The sequence below is a fragment of the Streptomyces sp. FXJ1.172 genome (genome assembly GCF_001636945.3).
In the GTDB taxonomy this organism is placed as follows: domain Bacteria; phylum Actinomycetota; class Actinomycetes; order Streptomycetales; family Streptomycetaceae; genus Streptomyces.
Genome location: NZ_CP119133.2, coordinates 6,795,466 through 6,821,406 on the forward strand (window position 1 = coordinate 6,795,466; position 25,941 = coordinate 6,821,406).

The following is a 25,941-nucleotide window of genomic DNA, read 5'->3' on the forward strand; positions in this document are numbered from 1 at the left end:
CCATGAACGGCCTCTCCACCCTGCTGATCGTCGTCGGCCTCTTCCTGGTCGGCGGGATCATCTCCTTCGCCAAGCAGCAGATGCCCAAGAGCCTCATCGTGCTGCTCTCGATCGGCGCCGCCATGTGTCTCGTCGCCGGCGTCATGCGGCTGGAGGTGTGGAATTGACCGCGCCCGCGAAGAAGGTCGTCGTCTTCGACTACGGCTTCGGCAACGTCCGTTCCGCGGAACGCGCCCTCGCGCGCGTGGGCGCGGATGTCGAGATCACCCGTGACTTCGACAAGGCCATGAACGCCGACGGCCTGCTCGTGCCGGGCGTCGGCGCCTTCGCCGCCTGTATGCGGGGACTGCGTGACGCCCGCGGCGACTGGGTGATCGACCGCCGGCTGTCCGGAGGCCGGCCCGTGATGGGCATCTGCGTCGGCATGCAGATCCTGTTCGCGCGCGGCATCGAGCACGGTGTGGAGGCCGAGGGACTGGACGAGTGGCCCGGCACGGTCGCGCCGCTCGAGGCCGACGTCGTGCCCCACATGGGCTGGAACACCGTCGACGCCCCCGCCGACTCGGAGCTGTTCGCCGGCCTCGACGCCGACGCCCGCTTCTACTTCGTGCACTCCTACGCCGTCCACGACTGGGCCCTGGAGACGCACAACCCGGTGATCACGGCTCCCAAGGTCACCTGGTCGACGCACGGCAGGCCGTTCGTGGCCGCCGTGGAGAACGGTGCCCTGTGGGCCACCCAGTTCCACCCCGAGAAGTCCGGCGACGCCGGCGCCCAGCTCCTCACCAACTGGATCGGAACCCTGTAGAGACATGGCCAAGCTCGAACTCCTCCCCGCCGTCGACGTCCGCGACGGCCAGGCCGTCCGCCTCGTGCACGGCGAGTCCGGCACGGAGACCTCGTACGGCTCCCCGCTGGAGGCCGCGCTCGCCTGGCAGCGGTCCGGCGCCGAGTGGCTGCACCTGGTGGACCTCGACGCCGCGTTCGGCACGGGCGACAACCGTGAGCTGATCGCCGAGGTCGCGAAGGCGATGGACATCAAGGTGGAGCTGTCCGGCGGTATCCGCGACGACGCCTCGCTGGCCGCCGCCCTGGCCACCGGCTGCACCCGCGTGAACCTCGGCACCGCCGCCCTGGAGACCCCGGAGTGGGTCGCCAGGGTCATCGCGGAGCACGGCGACAAGATCGCCGTCGGCCTCGACGTGCGCGGCACGACCCTGCGCGGCCGCGGCTGGACCCGCGACGGCGGCGACCTCTACGAGACGCTGGACCGCCTCGACAAGGAGGGCTGCGCCCGCTACGTCGTCACCGACATCGCCAAGGACGGCACCCTCCAGGGCCCGAACCTGGAACTGCTGCGCAATGTGTGTGCCGCCACCGACCGGCCGGTCGTGGCCTCCGGCGGCGTGTCGTCGCTGGACGACCTCCGGGCGATCGCCGAGCTGGTACCCCTCGGTGTCGAGGGCGCCATCGTCGGGAAGGCCCTGTACGCGAAGGCGTTCACCCTGGAAGAGGCCTTGGAGGCTGTGTCGTCATGACGTCCGATGCCGTGCGGCGGGTGCAGAGCGGAAGTCCCTGGGAAGAGAGTTTCGGGTTCGCGCGCGCCGTCGCGGCGGGGGACCGGGTGTCCGTCGGCGGCACCACGTCCTTCAAGGGCAGGGTGCTGTACGGCGAGGGCGACCCGTACGAGCAGACCAAGGTCGCCTTCGGCAACGCCCTCGAGGCGCTGAAGGAGTTCGGGCTCGGCATCGAGTCCGTGATCCGCACCCGTATGTACCTGAGCCATGTGCGCGACGTCGACGAGGTGGGACGGGCCCACAAGGAGCTGTTCGGCTCCGTGCGCCCGTGTACGACCCTTCTCGTGGTCGAGGGTTTCGTCGACCCGCGCATCCTGGTCGAAGTAGAGCTTGAAGCATTCAGAGGAGCCTGAGCACTCATGACCCTGGCGGTCCGAGTCATCCCCTGCCTGGACGTGGACAACGGCCGGGTCGTCAAGGGCGTGAACTTCCAGAACCTGCGCGACGCGGGCGACCCCGTCGAGATGGCCAAGGTGTACGACGCCGAGGGCGCCGACGAGCTGACGTTCCTGGACATCACCGCGTCCTCCGGCAACCGGGAGACCACCTACGACGTGGTGCGCCGCACCGCGGAGCAGGTGTTCATCCCGCTGACCGTGGGCGGTGGCGTCCGTACGGCCGAGGACGTGGACAAGCTGCTGCGGGCGGGCGCCGACAAGGTGGGCGTGAACACGGCCGCGATCGCCCGCCCCGACCTGATCCGTGAGATCGCGGAACGCTTCGGCCGCCAGGTCCTGGTCCTCTCGGTGGACGCCCGCCGTGCCGCGCCGGGCTCCTTCGAGGTCACGACCCACGGCGGCCGGCGCGGTACCGGCATCGACGCGGTGGAGTGGGCGCACCGGGCGGCGGAACTGGGCGCGGGTGAGATCCTGCTCAACTCCATGGACGCCGACGGCACCAAGGACGGCTACGACCTGGAGATGATCGCCGCGGTCCGCAAGCACGTCACCGTCCCGGTGATCGCCTCGGGCGGCGCGGGCAGACTGGCCGACTTCCCGCCGGCCGTCGCCGCCGGCGCGGACGCGGTGCTGGCCGCCTCCGTCTTCCACTTCGGCGACCTGCGGATCGGCGAGGTGAAGCAGACCCTGCGCGAGGCGGGCCACCCCGTCCGCTAGGGCCGTACTCGGGCCCTGGCCGCTGCCGCCGGGGCCGCTTCGCAGGAGAGACCGCCTGCCCGCCGGGCACCAGCTCTCCTCGGGGAGCCTCACCGTGCCCCGCCGAATTCACCCTTTCGACTGAATCAGCTGCACCAGGTTGCCGCAGGTGTCGTCGAACACCGCCGCGAGGACCGGCCCCTGCTGCTGCGGTGGATGCGTGAACCGGACGCCCAGGCCGCGCAGCCGCGCGTACTCCGCCCGGAGGTCGTCCACGGAGAAGACGATGCACGGGATGCCCGCCTCGTGCAGCGCGCTGCGGTACGACTCCGCGATCGGGCCCTGCCCGGGCTCCAGCAGCAGCTGGAGGTCCGGCTGGGCCCCGGCGGGCGCGCCGACCGTGACGAACAGCGTGTCGTCGCCCAGGTCCATGTGGAGCCGCGTCTCGAAGCCGAGGACGTCCGTGTAGAAGGCGTGCGCCCGGGCCACGTCGTCCACGTACACACCGGTCATGGCGACCTTGATCACGGGCCGGCTCCCTTCTCGGATCACAGTCCCAGCTGCCGGGACTGGTGCACCTTCTCGATGGCGTCCGCGTCGCCCTCCAGGTCCACCCGGGCCGCGTTCTGCCGGCCGAACGCGAACATCAGCAATTCCGACGGCTCGCCGGTCACCGTCACCACCGGTGTGCCCCGGTGCGCCACCGCCGTCTGCCCGTCCGGACGCCGCAGCACCAGACCCGTCGGCACACCCCGGCCCATCAGCCGCGCGGTGCGCTCCAGGCGGGACCACAGGGCGTCCTGGAAGACCGGGTCCAGCTCGCGCGGGCTCCAGTCCGGCTGGGCGCGGCGGACGTCCTCGGTGTGGACGTAGAACTCGACGACGTTGGCCGCCTCGTCGACCTGCTTCAGCTGGAACGGCGAGAAGCGCGGCGGGCCGGTGCGGATCAGCTGGATCAGCTCGTCGTACGGCTTCGCGGTGTACTCGGCCATCACCTTCTCCAGGCGCGGGACGAGCTGCTTGATCAGCGTGCCCCCGGCCGCGTCCGGGCGGCGCTCGCGCACGATCACGTGCGCGGCCAGGTCCCGGGTCCGCCAGCCCTCGCAGAGGGTCTCGGCGTCCGGTCCGACGGTCTCCAGCAGGTCAGCGAGCAGCAGCCGTTCACGCTTGGCGAAGGTCGACATGGGAGTCAGCCTACGACCAGTCAGAAAGTCCGCCCAGCGGACGCGCGCTCCGCGCTGTCGGTCCCGCGCGGCACAATGGCACTCATGACCAGCACGACCGCAACGCCCGGGCCCGGCAGCCTCGACCCGGAGATCGCCGCGCGTCTCAAGCGCAGCCCCGACGGACTCGTCCCCGCCATCGCCCAGCAGTACGACACCGGCGAGGTGCTCATGCTCGGCTGGATGGACGACGAGGCGCTGCACCGCACGCTGACCACCGGCCGCTGCACCTACTGGTCGCGCAGCCGCCGGGAGTACTGGGTCAAGGGCGACACCTCGGGGCACTTCCAGTGGGTGAAGTCGGTCGCGCTGGACTGCGACGCCGACACCGTGCTGGTCAAGGTCGACCAGGTCGGCGCCGCCTGCCACACCGGCGCCCGGACCTGCTTCGACGAGGACGTGCTGCTCAAGGACGCCGGTTCCGGCGCCCCGCGGGCGTCCTTGGCGAACACGGATCAGTAAGGTCAGCGGCCATGGACCTCGAGACCTTCCGCAAGCTCGCCGCCGACCGGCGTGTCATCCCGGTCACGCGCAAGCTCCTCGCCGACGGCGACACCCCGGTCGCGCTCTACCGCAAGCTCGCCGCCGAGCGCCCCGGCACCTTCCTTCTGGAGTCCGCGGAGAACGGCCGCTCCTGGTCCCGGTACTCCTTCGTGGGCGTGCGCAGCGCCGCCACCCTCACCACGCGCGGCGGCGAGGCCCACTGGCTGGGCACCCCGCCCGTCGGCGTCCCCGCCGCAGGAGACCCGCTCGAGGTGCTGCGCGCCACGCTGCAGACCCTGCACACCCCGAATCAGGAGGGTCTGCCGCCCTTCACCGGCGGCATGGTCGGCTACCTCGGCTACGACATCGTGCGCCGTCTGGAGAAGATCGGCCCCGGCGAGCGCGACGACCTGCAGCTGCCCGAGCTGACCATGCTCCTGACCAGCGACCTCGCCGTGATGGACCACTGGGAGGGCTCGGTCCTGCTGATCGCCAACGCGATCAACCACAACGACCTCGACACCGGCGTGGACGAGGCCTACGCCGACGCCGTGGCCCGCCTCGACGCCATGGAGGCCGACCTCACGCGCGCGGTGCCCCAGCCGCCCGCCGTGCTGCCGCCCTCGGAGCTGCCCGAGTACACCGCGCTGTGGGGCGGCCCCGACTTCCAGGTGGCCGTCGAGGACATCAAGGAACGCATCCGCGCGGGCGAGGCCTTCCAGGTCGTGCCCTCCCAGCGCTTCGAGACCCCGTGCACGGCGAGCGCCCTGGACGTCTACCGCGTCCTGCGGGCCACCAACCCGTCGCCGTACATGTACCTGTTCCGGTTCCCCCACGGGGAAGGAGCGGCGTTCGACGTCGTCGGCTCCTCCCCCGAGGCCCTGGTGAAGGTCGAGGACGGCCGGGCCATGGTCCACCCCATCGCCGGCACCCGCCCGCGCGGGGCCACCCCGCAGGAGGACCAGGCCCTCGCCGAGGAGCTGATGGCCGACCCCAAGGAGCGCGCCGAGCACCTGATGCTGGTGGATCTCGGGCGCAACGACCTCGGCAGGGTCTGCGAGCCCGGCTCGGTCGAGGTGGTCGACTTCATGTCCGTCGAGCGCTACTCGCACGTGATGCACATCGTCTCGACCGTCACCGGTACGGTCGCCGCGGGCCGCACCGCCTTCGACGTGCTCACCGCCTGCTTCCCGGCGGGCACCCTCTCCGGCGCCCCCAAGCCCCGGGCGATGCAGATCATCGACGAACTGGAGCCGTCCCGCCGCGGCGTGTACGGCGGCTGTGTCGGATACCTGGACTTCGCGGGCGACTCCGACACGGCCATCGCCATCCGCACGGCCCTGCTGCGCGACGGCACGGCCTACGTCCAGGCCGGAGCCGGCATCGTCGCCGACTCCGACCCGGTGGCGGAGGACCAGGAGTGCCGCAACAAGGCGGCGGCGGTCCTGCGCGCCGTTCACACGGCCAACCGGCTGGGAAGGTAGGGCGCTTCGGGCGAGTGGGGCGCTTCTCATACGAACCCCGGGTGACGTATCGCCCGGGGTTCGGGCGATAGTGGAGTACGTGACTGCTGTTCCTCACCCCCGTTCCGAAGCCGCCGCGCCCGTCCGGTCCGGCCGGCGGAGCCTCGCCCTGGCCCTTCTGTGCGGCGCGCTCGGCGCGGCCGTGACGCTGCTCTCGACCCGGCAGCGCTGGGCGGAGGGCACCGCGACGGTGGCCGGCGGCGCCTTCCCGCTCACCGCGAAGGGCAGCGACGTCACGGGCGTCCCCGCGGCCCTCGCCATAGTGGGCCTCGCCGCGCTCGTCGCCGTCTTCGCCGTCCGCAGGGCCGGCCGCCTCGTCGTGTCCGGTCTGCTCGCGCTGTCCGGCGCCGGGATCGTGGCCGCCGCCCTCGTCTCCGCCTCCGACACCTCCGCGCTGGACGACAAGGCCGCCCAGGCCAGCGGCGACACCTCCGCCACGGTCGCCGCGCTCAGCCACACCGGCTGGCCGTACGTCGCGGCCGCCGGCGGCGCGCTGATCCTGCTGGCCGGCCTGCTCGCCCTGCGCTACGGAAACCTGTGGCCCGCCATGTCCGGCCGCTACGAGCGCGGCGCCGAGCGCCCGCGCCGCAAGGCCACCCCGGCCGATCCCGAGCGGCCCGAGGAGATCTGGAAGGCCCTGGACCGCGGCGAGGACCCGACCGGGGCCTGAGCCGCCGGCCGAGCGCCCGTCGAGCGCTGGTTCAAGCGCCGATCAAGGGACGATCAAGCGCCGATCAGGGGGAGGCGAGTGTGGCGTACCAGACGCCACCCCCGCGTCCGCGGCGCGCGTGCGTACGGGACAATGGGCGGTGAGCGTCCGGCTCGGACACTGAACGGGCGGGCTCGGAGCCGTACGAACGTACGCCGCTCTCACGGGACACGTACACAGCAACGAGGAGCACAGACATGGCGGGCAGCAGCCACGGCCACGGTCACACCCCGGCCGCCTGGACCGGCGTCATCATTTCCTTCATCGGCTTCCTGGTCGCCGGCGCCTTCATGGTGATGGCCAACACCGTCGGCTTCTGGGCCGGAATGGTGCTCATCCTCGGCGGTGCGGTGGTCGGCGGCATCATGCGCGCCATGGGCCTCGGCGCCGACACGAAGCCCCTGAAGATGGTCGGCGGCGCCCTCGCGACCTCCGAGCCGGTGGCCGCGGAGAGCTGAGTTCCCGCACTGCCTTCGAGGGGCGGTCCGGCACCCGGAGAGGTGCGGGGCCGCCTCTTGGGTTTTCGCCGCCCGGACGTGTGGTTGTCCCGGCCGGGGCGCGATAGGCCGCGGGCCCGTGGCTGCCCGTACCCCCGCGGCGCCGCGCGTGCGGCACAGGCGCGCGGCACAATGCCAGGGTGAACGCCCACCGCCGCGTGGCCCCGCCGGCGACAGCGCCCGCGGCACCGCTGCGCCACCGGCTCGCCGTCCCCGGCGGGCTGCTCGCGGCCGTCGCCGGCGCCTTCGCGTACGTCGGCGCCGTCGACCCGAACGAGCCCGGCCACTACCCCGTCTGCCCGCTGTACCGGCTCACGGGCCTGTACTGCCCCGGGTGCGGCGGACTGCGCAGCGCACACGCCTTCGTCCACGGCGACCTGCTCACCGCCCTGCACGACAACGCGCTGGGCGTGGCCGGCTACCTGGGCTTCGCGGTGCTGTGGACCGTCTGGGCGATCCGCGCGGTGCGCGGCCGGCCGCTGCGCCCGGCCCTCGGGCCGGTGCACCTGTGGGCGGCCGGCGTGCTGCTGCTGGTGTTCACGGCTGTCCGGAACCTGCCCCCGGGCGGCTGGTTGCATCCTTGATCGAACGGTGAAGGTCCAGGTAGTGGGACCGGCGTCCACCAGATGCGGAGGCATCGGCCTCCTGCGGATACCATCGCAAGTGACCACGGGTTTTCAAAACCTGAAGGAACAACCGTCAGGAAGGGGGCCGCTCGCGTGAGTGTGCTCGACGAGATCATCGACGGAGTCCGTGCCGACCTCGCGGAGCGGCAGGCACGCGTCAGCCTCGACGAGCTCAAGGAGCGCGCGGCCAAGGCACCCGCCGCCAAGGACGGGGTGGCCGCGCTCAAGGGCGACGGCGTCAAGGTGATCTGCGAGGTCAAGCGCTCCAGCCCCTCCAAGGGCGCGCTGGCCGCCATCGCCGACCCGGCGGGGCTCGCCGCGGACTACGAGGCCGGTGGCGCGGCCGTCATCTCCGTCCTGACCGAACAGCGCCGCTTCGGCGGCTCGCTGGCCGACCTGGAGGCCGTCCGCGCGCGCGTGGACATCCCGGTCCTGCGCAAGGACTTCATCGTCACCTCGTACCAGCTGTGGGAGGCCCGGGCCTACGGTGCCGACCTCGCGCTGCTGATCGTGGCCGCGCTCGACCAGCCGGCCCTGGAGTCGCTGATCGAGCGTGCGGTGTCGATCGGTCTGACCCCGCTCGTCGAGGTGCACGACGAGGACGAGGTCGAACGCGCCGTCGACGCGGGTGCCAAGGTCATCGGCGTCAACGCGCGCAACCTGAAGACTCTGGAGGTCGACCGCGGCACGTTCGAGCGGGTCGCCCCGGAGATCCCGGACCACATCGTCAAGGTCGCCGAGTCCGGCGTCCGCGGCCCGCACGACCTCATCGCGTACGCCAACGCCGGCGCCGACGCGGTGCTGGTCGGCGAGTCCCTCGTCACCGGGCGCGACCCGAAGGCCGCCGTCTCCGACCTGGTCGCCGCGGGCGAGCACCCCGCGCTGCGGCACGGCCGGAGCTGATCACCCGGTAGGCTGAAACCGATGACTCTCACCGTGACGACCGTGGACCGGTACGCCCGCCTGGCGCGCGGCTGCCGCCCGAGGGGCTGCCGCGCCCCGGCGAGGCGCGTTCACGGTCGTCGCGTGCGTTACGTCATCGGCGATGAGCCCGGGCAGGTAAACGGCATGCGATGGCAGCGGCCAACCTGAGGGGCGCGGGGCTCCGTTCTCTTTGCGGCTACCGCCGCGCGGGCGCGAAAAACCACTGACGGCTCGCAGTCAACGGACAAAACCCCGCCCCCACGGCGAATAGTGTCATTTCACACGCACTCACCGTGAGGTTTCGGCATGCCCAGCCACTTCTTCTTCCCCGACCCGGAGGGCCAAGTCCCCTCCGCCGAAGGCTACTTCGGCACATTCGGCGGCAAGTTCATCCCGGAGGCCCTCGTCGCCGCCGTGGACGAGGTCGCCGTCGAGTACGACAAGGCCAAGGCCGACCCCGAGTTCGCCCGCGAACTCGACGACCTGATGGTCAACTACACCGGCCGGCCCAGCTCCCTGACCGAAGTCCCCCGCTTCGCCGAACACGCCGGCGGCGCCCGGGTGTTCCTCAAGCGCGAGGACCTCAACCACACCGGCTCCCACAAGATCAACAACGTGCTCGGCCAGGCCCTGCTCACCAAGCGGATGGGCAAGACCCGGGTCATCGCCGAGACGGGCGCCGGCCAGCACGGCGTCGCGACCGCCACCGCGTGCGCGCTCTTCGGCCTCGACTGCACCATCTACATGGGCGAGATCGACACCAGGCGCCAGGCCCTGAACGTGGCCCGCATGCGCATGCTCGGCGCCGAGGTCGTCGCCGTGAAGTCCGGCAGCCGCACCCTGAAGGACGCCATCAACGAGGCCTTCCGGGACTGGGTCGCCAACGTCGATCACACCCACTACCTCTTCGGTACGGTCGCCGGTCCGCACCCGTTCCCGGCCATGGTCCGCGACTTCCACCGGGTCATCGGCGTCGAGGCCCGCCGCCAGCTGCTCGAGCGCGCCGGCCGCCTCCCCGACGCCGCCGTCGCCTGCGTCGGCGGCGGCTCCAACGCCATCGGCCTCTTCCACGCCTTCATCCCCGACCCGGGCGTCCGCCTCATCGGCTGCGAACCGGCGGGGCACGGCATCGAGACCGGCGAGCACGCGGCCACCCTGACCGCCGGCGAGCCCGGCATCCTGCACGGCTCCCGGTCCTACGTCCTGCAGGACGAGGAGGGCCAGATCACCGAGCCGTACTCGATCTCGGCCGGTCTGGACTACCCGGGCATCGGCCCCGAGCACTCCTACCTGAAGGACTCGGGCCGCGGCGAGTACCGCGCGGTCACCGACGACGCGGCCATGCAGGCCCTGCGCCTGCTGTCGCGCACCGAGGGCATCATCCCGGCCATCGAGAGCGCTCACGCCCTCGCCGGCGCCCTCGAGGTCGGCAAGGAGCTGGGCAAGGACGGCCTGATCGTCGTCAACCTCTCCGGCCGCGGCGACAAGGACATGGACACCGCCGCCCGCTACTTCGGCCTCTACGACACCGACGCCGAGGTCGCCGCCGACGCCACCGACACCGCCGAGATCGAGGGGGACGCCAAGTGAGCGGGAAGATCCAGCTGCTGTCGGACACCCTCGCCGCCGCCGAGGCCGAGGGCCGCTCCGCGCTCATCGCCTACCTCCCGGCCGGATTCCCGACCGTGGACGGCGGCATCGAGGCGATCAAGGCCGTCTTCGACGGCGGGGCGGACGTCGTGGAGGTCGGTCTGCCGCACAGCGACCCCGTCCTCGACGGCCCCGTCATCCAGACCGCCGACGACATCGCCCTGCGCGGCGGCGTCAGGATCGCGGACGTCATGCGGACGGTCAGGGAGGCCCACGCGGCCACCGGCAAGCCCGTCCTCGTCATGACGTACTGGAACCCCATCGACCGCTATGGCGTCGAGCGGTTCACCGCCGAGCTGGCCGAGGCGGGCGGCGCGGGCTGCATCCTGCCCGACCTGCCCGTGCAGGAGTCGGCCCTGTGGCGGGAGCATGCCGACAAGCACGGCCTCGCCACCGTGTTCGTCGTCGCCCCCAGCAGCAAGGACGAGCGGCTCGCGCAGATCACCGCGGCGGGCAGCGGCTTCGTCTACGCGGCCTCGCTGATGGGTGTCACCGGCACCCGCGAGTCCGTCGGCGCCCAGGCCCAGGACCTGGTCGAGCGGACCCGGGCCACCGGCACCGGGCTGCCCGTCTGCGTCGGCCTCGGCGTCTCCAACGGCACCCAGGCGGCCGAGGTCGCCGGCTTCGCCGACGGCGTCATCGTCGGTTCGGCGTTCGTGAAGCGGATGCTGGAGGCACCCGACCACGCCTCGGGCCTCGAGGCGGTCCGTGAGCTGGCCGGGGAACTGGCGAAGGGCGTGCGCGGACAGGCGTAGCCGCCGGTCGCTTTCCCCGCTTTACCTATAAGAAAAAACCGTCAGAACACGCGGTCACTCGAACGGGTGGACCTCGGGCCGGGGAGGCGCGCTGCGCCTCCCCGGTTCGTTCTGGGGGTGTGAGCGAGAAGAACCGTGACGGAAAGCGCACCGCCCGGGAGCGGCTGGCGGTCGAGCGCGACAAGCAGAAGGCCGCCGAGAAGCGACGGCGCACGCTGATCGTGGGCGCGAGCGTCGTCTGCATCCTCGGCCTCGCGGCAGTGATCGGCGTGATCGCCGCGAACAGCGGCAAGAGCAAGAGCAGCGCCAAGGCGGGCCCGGTCGTGGCGCCCTCGGGCGCGCAGGGCAAGGACAGCCTCGCGATCCCGGTCGGCAAGGACGGCGCCAAGTCGACGCTCACCATCTGGGAGGACATGCGCTGCCCGGCCTGCCAGGCCTTCGAGGTCGCCTACCGCCCGACGCTCCACCAACTGGCCGACGCGGGCAAGCTCAGAATCGAGTACCACCTGGTCCGGCTGATCGACGGCAATCTCGGCGGCACCGGCTCCCTGCGCGGGGCCAACGCCGTGGCCTGCGCCCAGGACGCCGGAAAGTTCCGTGACTACCACGACGTGCTGTACATGAACCAGCCCAAGGAGACCGACGACGCCTTCGCGGACAACGCCAAGCTGATCGGGCTGGCGGGCAAGGTCAGCGGTCTCGTCACCCCTGCCTTCCAGAAGTGCGTCAACGACGGCACCCACGACAGCTGGGTGAACAAGTCCAACAAGGCCTTCCAGGCCGGCGGCTTCACCGGCACCCCCACGGTCCTGCTCGGCGGGAAGAACATCTACGAGGACCAGACCATGACCCCGGCCAAGCTCAAGCAGATGGTGGAGGCGGCCAACCACTGACAGGCGTTTTCTCCCGTCCCCGTTATGGACCCGTAGCCGGGCTGCTTGCCGTCCCCACGGCCCGGCACGGTAGCGTCGGACCTGCCATGGAACTTGCCTACATTCCCAGCCCGTCGCGCGGGGTGCTGTACCTCGGCCCCATCCCGCTGCGCGGCTACGCCTTCTGCATCATCATCGGCGTCTTCGTCGCCGTCTGGCTCGGCAACAAGCGCTGGGTCGCCCGGGGCGGCCGGGCCGGCACGGTCGCGGACATCGCCGTCTGGGCGGTGCCGTTCGGCCTGGTCGGCGGCCGGCTGTACCACGTGATCACGGACTACGAGCTGTACTTCAGCCCGGGCCGTGACTGGGTGGACGCCTTCAAGGTGTGGCAGGGCGGTCTGGGAATCTGGGGCGCGATCGCGCTCGGCGCGCTCGGCGCGTGGATCGGCGCTCGGCGCCGGGGCATCCCGATGCCTGCCTACGCCGACGCCGTCGCGCCCGGCATCGCGTTCGCGCAGGCCATCGGCCGCTGGGGCAACTGGTTCAACCAGGAGCTGTACGGCCGTGAGACGCATGTTCCGTGGGCACTGCACATCACCTCCTCCGAGGGCGGCCGGGTCCCGGGCTACTACCACCCGACCTTCCTCTACGAGTCCCTGTGGTGCATCGGCGTGGGCTTCCTGGTGATCTGGGCCGACCGCCGCTTCAAGCTGGGCCATGGCCGGGCGTTCGCCCTGTACGTCGCCGCGTACTGCGTGGGCCGCGGCTGGATCGAGTACATGCGCGTGGACGACGCGCACCACATCCTGGGCCTCCGCCTGAACGACTGGACCGCGCTCATCGTGTTCCTGCTGGCGGTGACGTACATGGTGGTGTCGGCGAAGACGCGGCCGGGACGTGAGGCCGTGGTCGAGCCGGGCGCCTCGGACGGTCCGGGTGACGGTACGGAAGCGGCCGCCGAGCCCGAGGCCGAGGCCGCTGCCGAGACCGAGGCCGACACCGAGGCCAAGGCCGAGGTCGAGGGCAAGGGCAAGGACAAAGCGGAGCCGGATGCCCTGGAGGCGAAGGCAGCGGCGGACGAGAAGGACGAGGCGGAGTCGGCCACGAAGAAGAGCTGACCGCCGTTGTACGACACCGAGGGCGCCCGGAGATCTTCCGGGCGCCCTCGGCGTGTGCCGGCAGGTCGGCCGCGGCGGCGGCCCGCCCGACCTCCTCCAGGTCGATCACCACCACACCGGCGCCCGCGACCGGCGCCCCGGCCACTACAGCCGGTGAGCGGCGTACGGGGCTCATGCGTTGTACTGGGCCTCGATCTCCGGGCGGTACGGCATCGACGCCGACGCCCCTTCCCGCTGGACGGAGATCGCCGCGGCGGCGGCCGCCCAGGACAGCGCCTCCCGCACCGGTTTCTCCTCGGCGAGGGCCACCGCGAGCGCGCCGACGAAGGTGTCTCCGGCGCCCGTGGAGTCGACGGCGGTCACCTGGGGAGCGGGGACCACGAGCGGCTCGGTGCCCCGGGCCCGGTACAGGCTGCCGGTCGCACCCAGGGTGACGGTGACCTCCGGCACCAGCTCCAGCAGGGCGGCGGCGGCCTCGCGCGGGTCGGTGCGGCCGGTGAGGGTGACCGCCTCGTACTCGTTGGGCACCAACAGGTCGGTGGCGGCGAGGAGTTCGGGCGGCAGCGGCTGGGCGGGGGACGGGGTGAGGACCGTACGGACCCCGTGCCGGCGGGCCGCCTGCGCGCCCGCGACGACCGCGGCAAGCGGGATCTCCAGCTGCAGCAGCAGCGCGTCGGCGGAGGCGATCAGCCCCTCGTCGCCGGGGGAGAGGTGGTCGACGGTGCCGTTCGCGCCGGGGATGACGACGATCGCGTTGCCGCCCTCGTCGTCCACCACGATGTGTGCGGTGCCGGAGGGACCCTCGACCGTGCGCAGGAAGTCGGTGTCCACGCCGGAGTGTTCGAGGGTGTCGCGCATCCGCAGGCCGAAGGCGTCATTGCCGACCGCGCCGATCATCGAGACGGTGGCGCCGGCACGGGCGGCGGCGATCGCCTGGTTGGCGCCCTTGCCGCCGGGGATCGTCCGGAACTCCCGGCCCGTCACGGTCTCGCCGCGCTGCGGGGCCTTGGTGACGTAGGTGACGAGGTCCATGTTCGTGCTGCCGAGGACGACGATGTGGGTCATGAGCGGGCCGTCTCCAGGTGGGTGAGGTGGGCGAGGGTGTCGAAGCCGGTGCCGTCGAAGTCGGCGACGGTGCTGGCGAGCCGGTTCTTCAGCGGGGCCCGCCAGTGCTCGGGGAGCGCCGCCGGGGTGCCCGCGAGGAGACCGGCGACGCTGCCGGCCGTGGCGCCGTTCGAGTCGGTGTCCCAGCCCCCGGACACCGCACGGCAGATGGAGCCGGTGAAGTCGCCGTCGGCGTGGGTGAGCGCGGCGGCGGTCAGGGCGGTGTTGGGGATGGCGTGCACCCAGTGGTGGGCGGGGGCGTGGACGGCGTGGAGTTCGTCCACGACGGCGGCGAAGTCCGCGTGGGACCTGGCGAGCCGGACGGCGTGGTCGATCGCGCGCGCGAGCCGGGAGCGAGGCGGGATCACGCGGCGGCCGGTGCGCAGGCAGGCGTGTACGTCGTGGGTGCCGGTGGCGGCGGTGGCGATGACGGCGGCCGTGAACATGGCCGCGTAGACGCCGTTGGCGGTGTGGGTCAGGACGGCGTCGCGGTGCGCCTGTTCGGCCGCGGCGGCCGGGTCGCCGGGATTGGTCCAGCCGTGCACGTCGGCGCGGATCAGGGCGCCGACCCACTCGCGGAAGGGGTTGCGGTGGCGGGCCGTGTGCGGGGGTTCGATGCCGCTGAGGAGGTTGCGGTAGGCGATGCGTTCGGCGGTGAACGTGCGGCCGGGCGGGAGTTCGTCCAGCCAGAGCCGGGCCACGTCCGTGGTCGTGAAGCTCCTGCCGTGGCGCTGGAGCAACAGGAGGTTCAGCAGGGGGTAGTTGAGGTCGTCGTCCTCGGGCGTGCCGTCGATGTTCTCGGCGAGGCAGGTGGAGGCCGAGCGACGGTTCCAGGGGTGTGCGGCGAGGAGGTCCTCGGGGACGCCGACGGCGGTGAAGTAGGTGCTGAGGGGCCAGTTGCCGGCGGCCTGGGCGAGGGTGCGGATGGCGTCGAGGGGGAGTTGCTCGACGGGTTTGCCGAGGAGACAGCCGATGGCCCGGCCGAGCCAGGCGGCTTCCAGGGCGGACGGACCGCAGGCGTCGCCGACCGGGGCGGGCCAGGCCGGGCACAGGCACTTGATCCGCTCCAGCTCGGTCGGCTCGTCCTCCGCCAGCCTGCTCGGCAGATCGGCCAGTTCGTCCAGCAGGTCCTCGGCCAGCAGCCGCAGGTAGCGCGAGGCGCGGTGGGGTGAGGCCCCCGCCCGTTCCGGGGCGTCCGGGCCGCCCGCCGCGCGCCAGCGGGCCTCGATCGCCCACGGCTCGCGCCCGTCCAGCCGGGCCTGCCGGAGTTCGTGGCCCAGCAGGTCCTCCGGCTGGACCCAGGTCAGTCGGAGCATGCGGGGCCTCCGAGTGCCGCGAAGGCCCGCTCGTGGGCGCGGCGGCGGTGGCCGTCCGCCGCGAAGATCTCGCGCGTGACCTCGGTGCGGGTGCGGGCCGGTGCCCACAGGTCGAGGCGGCCGGCCTCCGCCACCGCCTTCGCCCACTCGTCCGGGACGGGCGAGCCGAGGGCGCCCGCGAGGGCACCGGCCATCGTGGCGGTCGAGTCGCCGTCGCGGCCGTGGTTGACCGCACCGAGCACGGCGTGCCGGTACTCGCCGCCCGAGACCAGCAACATGCCGAGGGCGACGGGCGGTTCCTCGATCGCGTGCAGCCGGGAGGGGCGGCGGGCGGCGAGGGAGGGGGCGCGGTGGTCCGGGCCGACGGTGTCGTACGGGGCGACCGCCGCGCGCAGCGGGCCGAGCGCCGTCTCGAAGTCCCGGTGGTGCACGGCGACTTCGCAGACCTTCTCGATCGCCTCGCGCGTTCCGTCCTTCGCCAGGGCGAGACAGGCGGTGACGACCGAGTCGGGGGTCGCGCCCGGGGTCATGGCGGCGGCCATGGCCGCGGCGAGGACACCGGCGGCCTCCCGGCCGTACGACGACTGGTGCGCACCGGCGATGTCCAGCGCCTCGGCGTAGGCGGCGGCCGGGTCGGCCGCGTTGACCAGGCCGACGGGGGCCATGGACATCGCGGCACCGCAGTCGACGATGTTGCCGACGCCCGCCTCGCGGGGGTCGGCGTGGCCGTGGGCGAGCCGGGCCACCGGATCGCCGAGCGCCACGGCGGCCGCGTTCACGGCATCGTCGGTCCCTGGCTCGGGGGAGTACCCCTCGACCGGGCCGCCGAGGGCGTCGCCGACGGCGGCTCCGACGAGGACGCCGGTGATCCGTTCGGCGAGGCCGTCCGGGCGTGTCCCGTGGATCGGTTCGGTTGTGGAGGTGTTTGTGGGTGGATGGAGACCCTTGGGCGTCATGCCCCGAATCATCCTCCTGGGCGGGCCGGTTGTGCGGCTTCCAGGAGTCCGGCGAGTTCCACCAGGTCGGTGCCGGTGAGCCGGGGCAGGGCGCAGCCGGACAGGGTGCGGCAGGTGTCCCGCCAGGTCTGCGGGACGGACGCGGCACCGCCGAGCGCTCCGGTGAGGGCACCCGCGAGGGCGGGGGCGGAGCCGGCGACGCGGGACAGGCAGGCGGCGGCGGGTACGGCTTCCGCGATACGGCCGTGGGCCGCGGTGGCGAGGGCGAGGGCGACCGGGACGGTCTCGGCGGCGGCGATGCCGTAGATGTTGACGTGGTCGACGATCTGGTGCTCCAGGAGCGGGACCAGGGCGAAGGCGGACTCGCCGCCCTGGGTCAGGGCGAGGACGTGGCGGGCGTTGCGGCCGATCTCGGAGTCGGCGGGGAGTTCCGCGAGCGCGGCGCTCACGCAGGTGTCCGGGCCGGCGCCGGTGAGGGCGAGCGCGAGTGCCGCGGCCATCGCCCGGGCGCCGTGCACACCGTCGCCGTCCTGGGTGTAGCGGGCGTCGAACTCGGCGAGGGCGGCGGCGCGTTCGGGGTCGCCGGGGTGGGCGACGGCGAGCACGCAGGCGCGGACGCAGGCGGCGTCGTCGAAGTAGTGCGGGTTGTCTTGGCCGGTGGCGGGCGGGCGCAGGCCGGCGGCGAGGTTGCCGAGCCCGGCGTGGACGGAGATACGGGCGCGCAGGGGGAGGACGGCGGACTCGGCCTCGGGCGCGCGGTCGGCCGCCGCGGCGACCTCCGCGGCCACGGCGGTCCAGGTGAGGTCGATGGCGGCGCGGGTACGGCGCTCTCGGCTGAGGTCGCCGAGGACTTCGTCGTCGCCGGCCCGCAGCACCGCCTCCGCGGCGAAGGCCGCCCACTCGGCGTCGTCGGAGGGGCCGAGGCGGAGCGGGCCCGGGGGTTGGCTGAGGGCGATCGGGACCGGGAGGGCGGTGGTGGCGTCCTGTTCGGCGGAGGTGTCCGGCTCCCGGGTGAGGCGGCGGGTCCACTCGGGCACGCCGGCCGCACGGTGCCGCGCGGCCGGCCGGCCGGCGGCGTCGCCCGCTGCCAGGCCCAGCAGAAGTCCCTCGATACGGCGCGTTGTCATGACGACCCCTCGCTGTCCGGATGCCCGAAATCCCCGGCCCCAACCAGCGGGGCGCGCTCCCTGGACCCGCACCCGCCCACGCGGCCGCCCCCACGGCGAGGCCGGGCAGCGCGCCGCGGGCCCGTTCGCGCGGCCCGGCGGCGTCCCCGGACGCGGGGACCGCACTGCACGGATGAGTAAAGAAGGTAAAGGCGCAGGTTAGCCGAGCCTTTCCTTGCTGGCGGGGTCGGATGAATGGGCGTAGATTCTGCGCTGTCGAAAAGTAGAACTCGTCCAAAGTTAGCTTTGGCTAAGCTATCCGGGGGCCCGCATGGCCATCATCGAAACCCAGGCCGCGCTGCACGAGGCGCACCGTGACAACCACACGCACCGCGACGTCAACGGCGGCTGGCTGCGCCCCGCCGTCTTCGGCGCGATGGACGGCCTCGTCTCCAACCTCGCCCTGCTGACCGGCGTGGCCGGCGGATCCGCCGGCCATCAGACCATCGTCATCACCGGGCTCGCGGGTCTCGCCGCCGGCGCCTTCTCGATGGCCGCCGGCGAGTACACCTCCGTGGCCTCCCAGCGCGAGCTGGTCGAGGCCGAACTCGATGTCGAGCGCCGTGAGCTGCGCAAGCACCCGCAGGACGAGGAGGACGAGCTGGCAGCACTGTACGTGGCCCGGGGCGTCGAGCCCGAGCTGGCCCGTGAAGTCGCCCGGCAGCTGTCCAGGGATCCCGAGCAGGCGCTGGAGATCCACGCCAGGGAGGAGCTGGGGATCGATCCGGGCGACCTGCCGTCGCCGCTGGTCGCCGCCGTCTCCTCCTTCGGGTCCTTCGCCCTCGGCGCGCTGCTGCCCGTGCTCCCCTTCCTGCTCGGTGCGGCCGCGCTGTGGCCCGCCCTGCTGCTGGCCCTCGTGGGACTCTTCGGCTGTGGTGCCGTCGTGGCCAAGGTGACCGCGCGGAGCTGGTGGTACAGCGGCCTCAGGCAGCTCGCGCTCGGCGGTGCGGCGGCCGGTGTGACGTACGCCCTGGGCGGCCTGTTCGGAACGGCCGTAGGATAGTGCGACCGGTACCTATGCGTTGGGCCGCATAAGTAGCCGTTACTCGCTGGTTTCGAATGCTTAACCACCGGGCATGAGCCGTAAGCGCTGCGGGCAATGACGCCTGCCGTACCCCCATGGGGCGAGTGAAGACGCTCTCCCCGCCCCCCTTGGGCCGACGGACGCCGATCCGACCGATCTTGTCCGCGACGGTCCCCGCATATGTCGCCGCCGCGTGCGGCACCCGCCGTCATCGCGCGGCACCCCGCCGTGACCTCGCGGCACCCTCGCCGTCTCGTGCGGCACCGTTGCCATGTACCCCGTGGCGTCCGCATGTTGGAACGCGGTATCCGGTTCCCGAGAATCGCTCCATCATGTAACCTGCACGAAATTTTGATCACACGCAGAGGGCCAACGTCGTCCCTCGGCACCTGCCACATGCCACATGACGACGACGGGAGAGCCGATGCGTACGCCGCGCCAGCCGTCCCAGCACTCCGCGAATGGCCGGAACTGGTCCTTCATGGATGCTCGCCCTGCTGCGCAGGGTATGTACGACCCCCGCAACGAGCGCGACGCCTGTGGCGTCGGCTTTGTCGCCACTCTCACCGGCGAGGCATCCCACACGCTGGTCGAACAGGCCCTCACCGTCCTGCGCAACCTCGAGCACCGCGGTGCCACCGGCTCCGAGCCCGACTCGGGCGACGGCGCCGGCATCCTCTCGCAGGTGCCCGACGCCTTCTTCCGTGAGGTGGCCGGATTCGACCTTCCCGCGGCGGGCTCCTACGCGGTAGGAATCGCCTTCCTGCCGGAGGAGGGGACCGACGACGCCGTCTCGCGGATCGAGACGATCGCCGAGGAGGAGGGCCTCACCGTCCTCGGCTGGCGTGAGGTTCCGGTCGCGCCCGAGCTGCTGGGTGCCACCGCCCGCTCGACCATGCCGGCCTTCCGGCAGATCTTCGTCACCGACAACGCCAGCGAGGGCATCGCGCTGGACCGCAAGGCCTTCGTGCTGCGCAAGCGCGCCGAGCGGGAGGCAGGTGTCTACTTCCCGTCCCTGTCCGCGCGCACGATCGTCTACAAGGGCATGCTGACCACCGGCCAGCTCGAGCCCTTCTTCCCGGACCTGTCCGACCGCCGCTTCGGCTCCGCGGTCGCGCTCGTCCACTCACGCTTCTCCACGAACACCTTCCCGTCGTGGCCGCTCGCGCACCCGTACCGCTTCGTCGCGCACAACGGTGAGATCAACACCGTCAAGGGCAACCGCAACTGGATGCGCGCCCGCGAGTCCCAGCTGGTCTCCGACCTGTTCGGCGACAAGAAGCTGGACCGGATCTTCCCCGTCTGTACGCCGGACGCCTCCGACTCCGCCTCCTTCGACGAGGTGCTGGAGCTGCTGCACCTGGGCGGCCGCTCGCTGCCGCACTCCGTGCTGATGATGATCCCGGAGGCGTGGGAGAACCACGACTCGATGGACGCGGCCCGGCGCGCCTTCTACGGCTTCCACTCCACGATGATGGAGCCCTGGGACGGCCCGGCCTGTGTCACCTTCACCGACGGCACCCAGGTCGGCGCTGTGCTCGACCGCAACGGTCTGCGTCCCGGCCGCTACTGGGTCACCGACGACGGCCTCGTCGTCCTCGGCTCCGAGGTCGGCGTCCTCGACATCGACCCGGCCAAGGTCGTCCGCAAGGGCCGGCTGCAGCCCGGCAAGATGTTCCTCGTCGACACCGCCGAGCACCGCATCATCGAGGACGACGAGATCAAGGCGACCCTCGCCGCCGAGCAGCCGTACGCCGAGTGGCTGGAGGCCGGCGAGATCGAGCTGGGCGACCTGCCCGAGCGCGAGCACATCGTCCACACCCACGCCTCGGTCACCCGCCGCCAGCAGACCTTCGGCTACACCGAGGAGGAGCTGCGCGTCATCCTCGCGCCGATGGCCCGCACCGGCGCCGAGCCGATCGGCTCCATGGGCACGGACTCGCCGATCGCGGCCCTCTCCGAGCGCCCGCGCCTGCTCTTCGACTACTTCACCCAGCTGTTCGCGCAGGTCACCAACCCGCCGCTGGACGCGATCCGCGAGGAGCTGGTCACCTCGCTGCGCTCCTCGCTGGGCCCGCAGGGCAACCTGCTCGACCCGACCGCCGCCTCCTGCCGGTCCGTCGTGCTGCCCTTCCCGGTGATCGACAACGACGAGCTGGCCAAGCTCATCCACATCAACGCCGACGGCGACATGCCCGGCTTCAAGGCCGCGACCCTCTCCGGCCTCTACCGGGTCTCCGGCGGCGGTGACTCCCTCGCCGCGCGCATCGCCGAGATCTGCGCCGAGGCCGACGCCGCCATAGACAACGGCGCCCGCCTGATCGTCCTCTCCGACCGGCACTCCGACGCCGAGCACGCGCCGATCCCGTCGCTGCTGCTCACCGCGGCCGTCCACCACCACCTCATCCGCACCAAGCAGCGCACCCACGTGGGCCTGCTGGTCGAGGCCGGTGACGTCCGCGAGGTCCACCACGTCGCCCTCCTCATCGGCTTCGGCGCCGCGGCCGTCAACCCGTACCTGGCGATGGAGTCGGTCGAGGACCTGCTGCGCGCCGGCACCTTCCTGGACGGCATCGAGCCGGAGAAGGCCATCAAGAACCTGATCTACGCCCTCGGCAAGGGCGTGCTGAAGGTCATGTCGAAGATGGGCATCTCCACCGTCGCCTCCTACCGCGGCGCCCAGGTCTTCGAGGCCGTCGGCCTGGACGAGGCCTTCGTCGAGAAGTACTTCAACGGCACCGCCACCAAGATCGGCGGCGTCGGCATCGACGTCATCGCCCAGGAGGTCGCCGCCCGCCACGCCAAGGCCTACCCGGCCTCCGGCATCGCTCCCGCGCACCGCGCGCTGGAGATCGGCGGCGAGTACCAGTGGCGCCGCGAGGGCGAGCCGCACCTGTTCGACCCGGAGACGGTCTTCCGCCTCCAGCACTCCACGCGCACGGCCCGCTACGACATCTTCAAGAAGTACACGGACCGGGTGAACGAGCAGTCCGAGCGGCTCATGACGCTCCGCGGGCTCTTCGGCTTCAAGTCCGACCGCGCGCCGGTCTCCATCGACGAGGTCGAGCCGGTCAGCGAGATCGTCAAGCGCTTCTCGACGGGCGCGATGTCGTACGGCTCCATCTCCAAGGAGGCGCACGAGACCCTCGCCATCGCCATGAACCAGCTGGGCGGCAAGTCCAACACCGGTGAGGGCGGCGAGGACCCGGAGCGCCTGTACGACCCCGCGCGCCGCTCGGCGATCAAGCAGGTGGCCTCCGGCCGCTTCGGCGTCACCTCCGAGTACCTGGTCAACGCGGACGACATCCAGATCAAGATGGCCCAGGGCGCCAAGCCCGGCGAGGGCGGCCAGCTGCCCGGCCACAAGGTCTACCCGTGGGTCGCCAAGACGCGTCACTCGACGCCGGGCGTCGGCCTGATCTCCCCGCCGCCGCACCACGACATCTACTCCATCGAGGACCTGGCCCAGCTGATCCACGACCTGAAGAACGCGAACCCGCAGGCGCGGATTCACGTCAAGCTGGTCTCCGAGGTCGGCGTCGGCACGGTCGCCGCGGGCGTCTCCAAGGCGCACGCGGACGTGGTCCTGATCTCCGGCCACGACGGTGGCACCGGTGCCTCCCCGCTGACCTCGCTGAAGCACGCCGGCGGCCCCTGGGAGCTGGGCCTGGCCGAGACCCAGCAGACCCTGCTGCTCAACGGCCTGCGCGACCGGATCGTCGTCCAGACCGACGGCCAGCTGAAGACCGGCCGTGACGTGGTCATCGCCGCGCTGCTCGGTGCCGAGGAGTTCGGTTTCGCGACCGCTCCGCTCGTCGTCTCCGGCTGCGTGATGATGCGCGTCTGCCACCTGGACACCTGCCCGGTCGGCATCGCCACCCAGAACCCGGTCCTGCGCGACCGCTTCGCCGGCAAGGCCGAGTACATCGTGAACTTCTTCCGGTTCATCGCCGAGGAGGTCCGCGAACTGCTCGCCGAGCTGGGCTTCCGCTCCATCGAGGAGGCCGTCGGCCACGCCGAGATGCTGGACGTCGAGCGCGCGGTCGACCACTGGAAGGCGCAGGGCCTGGACCTGGAGCCGCTGTTCCACGTGCCGTCGCTGCCCGAGGGCGCCGTCCGCCACCGGATCGTCGCCCAGGACCACGGCCTGGAGAAGGCGCTCGACAACGAGCTGATCAGGCTCGCCGCCGACGCGCTCGCCGCCGACGACGCCACCGAGGCCCAGCCGGTGCGCGCCCAGGTCGCCATCCGCAACATCAACCGCACGGTCGGCACCATGCTCGGCCACGAGGTGACGAAGAAGTTCGGCGGTGCGGGCCTGCCCGACGACACCATCGACATCACCTTCACCGGCTCGGCCGGCCAGTCCTTCGGCGCGTTCCTGCCGCGCGGTGTCACGCTGCGCCTGGAGGGCGACGCCAACGACTACGTCGGCAAGGGCCTGTCCGGCGGCCGGGTCGTCGTCCGCCCGGACCGCGCGGCCGACCACCTCGCCGAGTACTCGACCATCGCGGGCAACACCATCGGCTACGGCGCCACCGGCGGCGAGCTGTACCTGCGCGGCCGCACCGGTGAGCGGTTCTGCGTGCGCAACTCCGGCGCGCTGGTCGTCTCCGAGGGCGTGGGCGACCACGGCTGCGAGTACATGACCGGCGGTCACGCGGTCGTCCTCGGCCCGACCGGCCGCAACTTCGCGGCGGGCATGTCCGGCGGTGTCGCCTACGTCATCGACCTCGACCGCGACAACGTCAACGCCGGCAACGCCGACGCCGTCGAGGCGCTGGACGAGGCGGACAAGCAGTGGCTGCACGACGTGGTGCGCCGCCACGCCGAGGAGACCGGCTCCACGGTCGCCGGGAAGCTGCTCGCCGACTGGGACACGGCCGCGGCCCGGTTCAGCAAGATCATCCCCAGCACGTACAAGGCAGTGCTCGCCGCCAAGGACGCCGCCGAGCGAGCCGGTCTGACCGAGACCGAGATCACCGAGAAGATGATGGAGGCGGCGATCAATGGCTGACCCGAAGGGCTTCCTGAACCACGGCCGCGAGGTCGCCAAGACCCGTCCCGTCGGTGAGCGCGTCAAGGACTGGAACGAGGTCTACGTCCCCGGCTCCCTGCTGCCGATCATCAGCAAGCAGGCCAGCCGCTGCATGGACTGCGGCATCCCGTTCTGTCACAACGGCTGCCCGCTGGGGAACCTGATCCCCGAGTGGAACGACTACGCCTACCGCGAGGACTGGGGCGCCGCCTCCGAGCGCCTGCACGCCACGAACAACTTCCCGGAGTTCACGGGCCGCCTGTGCCCCGCTCCCTGCGAGTCGGCGTGCGTCCTCGGCATCAACCAGGCGCCGGTCACCATCAAGAACGTCGAGGTCTCGATCATCGACAAGGCGTGGGAGACCGGGGACGTCGCCCCGCAGATCCCCGAGCGCCTGTCCGGCAAGACGGTCGCGGTCATCGGCTCGGGCCCCTCGGGTCTCGCCGCCGCCCAGCAGCTGACCCGGGCCGGCCACACGGTCGCCGTCTACGAGCGCGCGGACCGCATCGGCGGCCTCCTGCGCTACGGCATCCCCGAGTTCAAGATGGAGAAGCGGCACATCAACCGCCGTATCGAGCAGATGCGCGCGGAGGGCACCCGCTTCCGCACCGGTGTCGAGGTCGGGCGCGACATCAACGCGCGCGACCTGAAGAAGCGCTACGACGCGATCGTGATCGCCGCCGGTGCGACCATGGCCCGCGACCTGCCGGTCCCCGGCCGCGAACTCAACGGCATCTACCAGGCGATGGAGTACCTGCCCCTGGCGAACAAGGTCCAGGAGGGCGACTACGTCACCACCCCGATCTCGGCCGAGGGCAAGCACGTCGTCGTCATCGGCGGCGGCGACACCGGCGCGGACTGCGTCGGCACCGCCCACCGGCAGGGCGCGGCCTCCGTCACCCAGCTGGAGATCATGCCCCGTCCGAACGACGACCGGCACCCGACCGACCAGCCCTGGCCGACCTTCCCGATCCTGTACAAGGTCACCTCGGCCCACGAGGAGGGCGGCGAGCGGATCTACTCCGCCTCCACCACCCACTTCGAGGGCGACGAGGACGGCAACGTGCAGTGGCTGCACCTGGCCGAAGTGGAGTTCGTCGACGGCAAGCTGACCTCCAAGCCGGGCACCGAGCGCAAGATCCCGGCCCAGCTGGTCACCCTCGCCATGGGCTTCACCGGCACCGACCGGGAGAACGGCCTGGTGGAGCAGTTCGGCCTGGAACTCGACGCACGCGGTAACATCGCCCGCGACGCCGACTTCCAGACCAACGTGCCGGGTGTGTTCGTCGCCGGTGACGCCGGCCGCGGGCAGTCCCTCATCGTGTGGGCGATCGCGGAGGGCCGCTCGGCCGCCCGCGGTGTCGACCGCCACCTGACCGGTGCCAGCGACCTGCCGGCCCCGATCCGCCCGACGGACCGCGCACTGGCGGTCTGACGGCGCGACCCGAGACGTCCCGTACAACGGCGTACGGAACACTGACGACGCCTGCCCGACTGTCCCCGACCGGACGCAGGGCAGGCGTCGTTGCATGTCCGCACAGCCGAGGGGGAAGCATGGCCGCGATCAGTCTGCGCAAGGTGGAGGAGACCGCGCCCGCGCTGGTCAGCCTGTACAAGAGCGCCGGGGCGTCTCTGCGCAGGCACGGGCTGGAGGAGGTGCGCGCCGCCGTCTACCTCGTGGTGGACCACTCCGGCTCGATGAAGCCGTACTACGAGGACGGCAGTGTGCAGACGCTCGCCGACCGGGTGCTGGGCCTGTCCGCGCACCTGGACGACGACGGGCGGGTGCCGGCGGTGTTCTTCTCGACAGACGTCGACGCGGTCACCGACATCGCCCTCGACAGCCATGCGGGCAGCGTCGAGCGGATCGTGGCCGGGCTCGGACACATGGGCAGGACCAGCTACCACCTGGCGATGGACGCCGTCATCGACCACTACCTCGACAGCGGCGCCACCGCCCCCGCCCTGGTCGTCTTCCAGACCGACGGCGGCCCGGTCAGCAGGCCCGCCGCCGAGCGCTATCTGTGCAAGGCGGCGAAACTCCCGCTGTTCTGGCAGTTCGTCGGCTTCGGCGACCCGGACAGCCGGCAGTTCGACTTCCTGCGCAAACTGGACGAGCTGGCCGTGCCCGGCAAGCGGATCGTGGACAACGCCGGCTTCTTCCACGCAGGTGAGGACCCCCGGTGCATATCCGACACCGAGCTGTACGACCGGCTCGTCGGCGAGTTCACCCAGTGGCTCGCCGCCGCCCGCGCCGCCGGGATCGTACGGCCGACCGCCGCCTGA

The 25,941-nt window shown here is 72.0% G+C and carries 26 protein-coding genes; 20 read left to right on the plus strand and 6 right to left on the minus strand.

The genetic code is table 11. The features are described 5' to 3' along the window. The first annotated feature begins 2 nt into the window (after positions 1-2). Genes A6P39_RS30475 through hisF form a run of 5 tightly spaced genes read left to right on the plus strand, consistent with a single transcriptional unit; the run spans position 3 to position 2,692 of the window. Positions 3-167 carry a hypothetical protein gene (locus A6P39_RS30475; RefSeq protein WP_199840743.1) on the plus strand — a complete coding sequence of 55 codons (165 nt, stop codon included), beginning with the start codon at positions 3-5 and terminating at the stop codon, positions 165-167. After that, positions 164-808, plus strand: a complete 645-nt coding sequence (gene hisH / locus A6P39_RS30480; protein ID WP_079133245.1) for an imidazole glycerol phosphate synthase subunit HisH — start codon at positions 164-166, stop codon at positions 806-808. The genes A6P39_RS30475 and hisH overlap by 4 nt, the downstream gene beginning before the upstream one ends. A 4-nt stretch (positions 809-812) precedes the next feature. Next, positions 813-1,538 carry a bifunctional 1-(5-phosphoribosyl)-5-((5-phosphoribosylamino)methylideneamino)imidazole-4-carboxamide isomerase/phosphoribosylanthranilate isomerase PriA gene (gene priA, locus A6P39_RS30485; RefSeq protein WP_067042674.1) on the plus strand — a complete coding sequence of 242 codons (726 nt, stop codon included), beginning with the start codon at positions 813-815 and terminating at the stop codon, positions 1,536-1,538. After that, on the plus strand, positions 1,535-1,930 hold the full coding sequence (locus A6P39_RS30490) for a RidA family protein (protein ID WP_067042677.1): 396 nt from the start codon (positions 1,535-1,537) through the stop codon (positions 1,928-1,930). The genes priA and A6P39_RS30490 overlap by 4 nt, the downstream gene beginning before the upstream one ends. A gap of 6 nt (positions 1,931-1,936) precedes the next feature. Next, positions 1,937-2,692: an imidazole glycerol phosphate synthase subunit HisF gene (gene hisF, locus A6P39_RS30495; protein ID WP_067042680.1), complete on the plus strand. Its 756-nt coding sequence runs from the start codon at positions 1,937-1,939 to the stop codon at positions 2,690-2,692. A 108-nt stretch (positions 2,693-2,800) separates the two neighbouring features. On the opposite strand, the gene A6P39_RS30500 is transcribed toward hisF, so the two are convergent. Both A6P39_RS30500 and A6P39_RS30505 read right to left on the minus strand, forming a co-directional pair. After that, complete coding sequence (locus A6P39_RS30500) at positions 2,801-3,199, minus strand: glyoxalase/bleomycin resistance/extradiol dioxygenase family protein (RefSeq protein WP_067042683.1); 399 nt, start codon at positions 3,197-3,199, stop codon at positions 2,801-2,803. A gap of 20 nt (positions 3,200-3,219) precedes the next feature. Further along, positions 3,220-3,855 carry a TIGR03085 family metal-binding protein gene (locus A6P39_RS30505; protein ID WP_067042686.1) on the minus strand — a complete coding sequence of 212 codons (636 nt, stop codon included), beginning with the start codon at positions 3,853-3,855 and terminating at the stop codon, positions 3,220-3,222. A gap of 84 nt (positions 3,856-3,939) precedes the next feature. Here A6P39_RS30505 and hisI point away from each other — a divergent pair, with 84 nt between their 5' ends. The 11 genes from hisI to lgt all read left to right on the plus strand — a co-directional run bounded on the left by hisI (position 3,940) and on the right by lgt (position 13,051). After that, complete coding sequence (hisI, locus tag A6P39_RS30510; protein WP_067042993.1) at positions 3,940-4,356, plus strand: phosphoribosyl-AMP cyclohydrolase; 417 nt, start codon at positions 3,940-3,942, stop codon at positions 4,354-4,356. 11 nt (positions 4,357-4,367) lie between these two features. Beyond that, entirely contained in the window at positions 4,368-5,861 is a 1,494-nt protein-coding gene (locus A6P39_RS30515) for an anthranilate synthase component I (protein ID WP_067042689.1), read from the plus strand. Between the two features lie 70 nt (positions 5,862-5,931). Next, a complete protein-coding gene (locus tag A6P39_RS30520; RefSeq protein ID WP_067042693.1) occupies positions 5,932-6,570 on the plus strand; it encodes a TIGR02234 family membrane protein in 639 nt (212 codons plus the stop codon). 236 nt (positions 6,571-6,806) lie between these two features. After that, on the plus strand, positions 6,807-7,067 hold the full coding sequence (locus A6P39_RS30525; RefSeq protein WP_067042696.1) for an HGxxPAAW family protein: 261 nt from the start codon (positions 6,807-6,809) through the stop codon (positions 7,065-7,067). Positions 7,068-7,246: 179 nt separating this feature from the next. After that, positions 7,247-7,690 carry a DUF2752 domain-containing protein gene (locus A6P39_RS30530; protein ID WP_234378801.1) on the plus strand — a complete coding sequence of 148 codons (444 nt, stop codon included), beginning with the start codon at positions 7,247-7,249 and terminating at the stop codon, positions 7,688-7,690. A 135-nt stretch (positions 7,691-7,825) separates the two neighbouring features. Continuing rightward, the gene (gene trpC / locus A6P39_RS30535; RefSeq protein ID WP_067042702.1) at positions 7,826-8,635 is read left to right on the plus strand and encodes an indole-3-glycerol phosphate synthase TrpC; all 810 of its coding nucleotides are present in this window, start codon (positions 7,826-7,828) and stop codon (positions 8,633-8,635) included. Between the two features lie 21 nt (positions 8,636-8,656). Next, the gene (trpM, locus tag A6P39_RS45585) at positions 8,657-8,824 is read left to right on the plus strand and encodes a tryptophan biosynthesis modulator TrpM (protein ID WP_443052998.1); all 168 of its coding nucleotides are present in this window, start codon (positions 8,657-8,659) and stop codon (positions 8,822-8,824) included. A 138-nt stretch (positions 8,825-8,962) separates the two neighbouring features. Beyond that, positions 8,963-10,246 carry a tryptophan synthase subunit beta gene (trpB, locus tag A6P39_RS30540; RefSeq protein WP_067042705.1) on the plus strand — a complete coding sequence of 428 codons (1,284 nt, stop codon included), beginning with the start codon at positions 8,963-8,965 and terminating at the stop codon, positions 10,244-10,246. Then, positions 10,243-11,061, plus strand: coding sequence for a tryptophan synthase subunit alpha (gene trpA, locus A6P39_RS30545; protein WP_067042707.1), 819 nt, complete (start codon positions 10,243-10,245; stop codon positions 11,059-11,061). Before trpB ends, trpA begins: the two co-directional genes overlap by 4 nt. Positions 11,062-11,180: 119 nt before the next feature. Beyond that, positions 11,181-11,954 carry a DsbA family protein gene (locus A6P39_RS30550; protein ID WP_067042710.1) on the plus strand — a complete coding sequence of 258 codons (774 nt, stop codon included), beginning with the start codon at positions 11,181-11,183 and terminating at the stop codon, positions 11,952-11,954. A gap of 86 nt (positions 11,955-12,040) precedes the next feature. Beyond that, entirely contained in the window at positions 12,041-13,051 is a 1,011-nt protein-coding gene (gene lgt, locus A6P39_RS30555) for a prolipoprotein diacylglyceryl transferase (RefSeq protein WP_067042713.1), read from the plus strand. A gap of 171 nt (positions 13,052-13,222) precedes the next feature. Here lgt and rbsK read toward each other — a convergent pair whose 3' ends face one another. Genes rbsK through A6P39_RS30575 form a run of 4 tightly spaced genes read right to left on the minus strand, consistent with a single transcriptional unit; the run spans position 13,223 to position 17,554 of the window. Then, on the minus strand, positions 13,223-14,116 hold the full coding sequence (rbsK, locus tag A6P39_RS30560; RefSeq protein WP_067042716.1) for a ribokinase: 894 nt from the start codon (positions 14,114-14,116) through the stop codon (positions 13,223-13,225). Next, the gene (locus A6P39_RS30565; protein WP_067042719.1) at positions 14,113-15,471 is read right to left on the minus strand and encodes an ADP-ribosylglycohydrolase family protein; all 1,359 of its coding nucleotides are present in this window, start codon (positions 15,469-15,471) and stop codon (positions 14,113-14,115) included. Before A6P39_RS30565 ends, rbsK begins: the two co-directional genes overlap by 4 nt. Then, positions 15,459-16,427, minus strand: a complete 969-nt coding sequence (locus tag A6P39_RS30570; protein ID WP_067042722.1) for an ADP-ribosylglycohydrolase family protein — start codon at positions 16,425-16,427, stop codon at positions 15,459-15,461. The genes A6P39_RS30565 and A6P39_RS30570 overlap by 13 nt, the downstream gene beginning before the upstream one ends. A gap of 8 nt (positions 16,428-16,435) precedes the next feature. Next, positions 16,436-17,554 (minus strand): ADP-ribosylglycohydrolase family protein, encoded by a 1,119-nt coding sequence (locus tag A6P39_RS30575; protein WP_067042725.1) that lies wholly within the window; start codon positions 17,552-17,554, stop codon positions 16,436-16,438. A gap of 310 nt (positions 17,555-17,864) precedes the next feature. Between A6P39_RS30575 and A6P39_RS30580 the strand changes: the two genes are divergently transcribed. From A6P39_RS30580 to A6P39_RS30595, 4 genes are all read left to right on the plus strand, one after another. Beyond that, entirely contained in the window at positions 17,865-18,596 is a 732-nt protein-coding gene (locus A6P39_RS30580; RefSeq protein WP_067042728.1) for a VIT1/CCC1 transporter family protein, read from the plus strand. Between the two features lie 445 nt (positions 18,597-19,041). After that, positions 19,042-23,634 (plus strand): glutamate synthase large subunit, encoded by a 4,593-nt coding sequence (gene gltB / locus A6P39_RS30585; protein WP_199840744.1) that lies wholly within the window; start codon positions 19,042-19,044, stop codon positions 23,632-23,634. Further along, positions 23,627-25,090, plus strand: a complete 1,464-nt coding sequence (locus A6P39_RS30590) for a glutamate synthase subunit beta (protein ID WP_067042735.1) — start codon at positions 23,627-23,629, stop codon at positions 25,088-25,090. The genes gltB and A6P39_RS30590 overlap by 8 nt, the downstream gene beginning before the upstream one ends. A 119-nt stretch (positions 25,091-25,209) precedes the next feature. Continuing rightward, entirely contained in the window at positions 25,210-25,941 is a 732-nt protein-coding gene (locus tag A6P39_RS30595) for a vWA domain-containing protein (protein WP_067042738.1), read from the plus strand.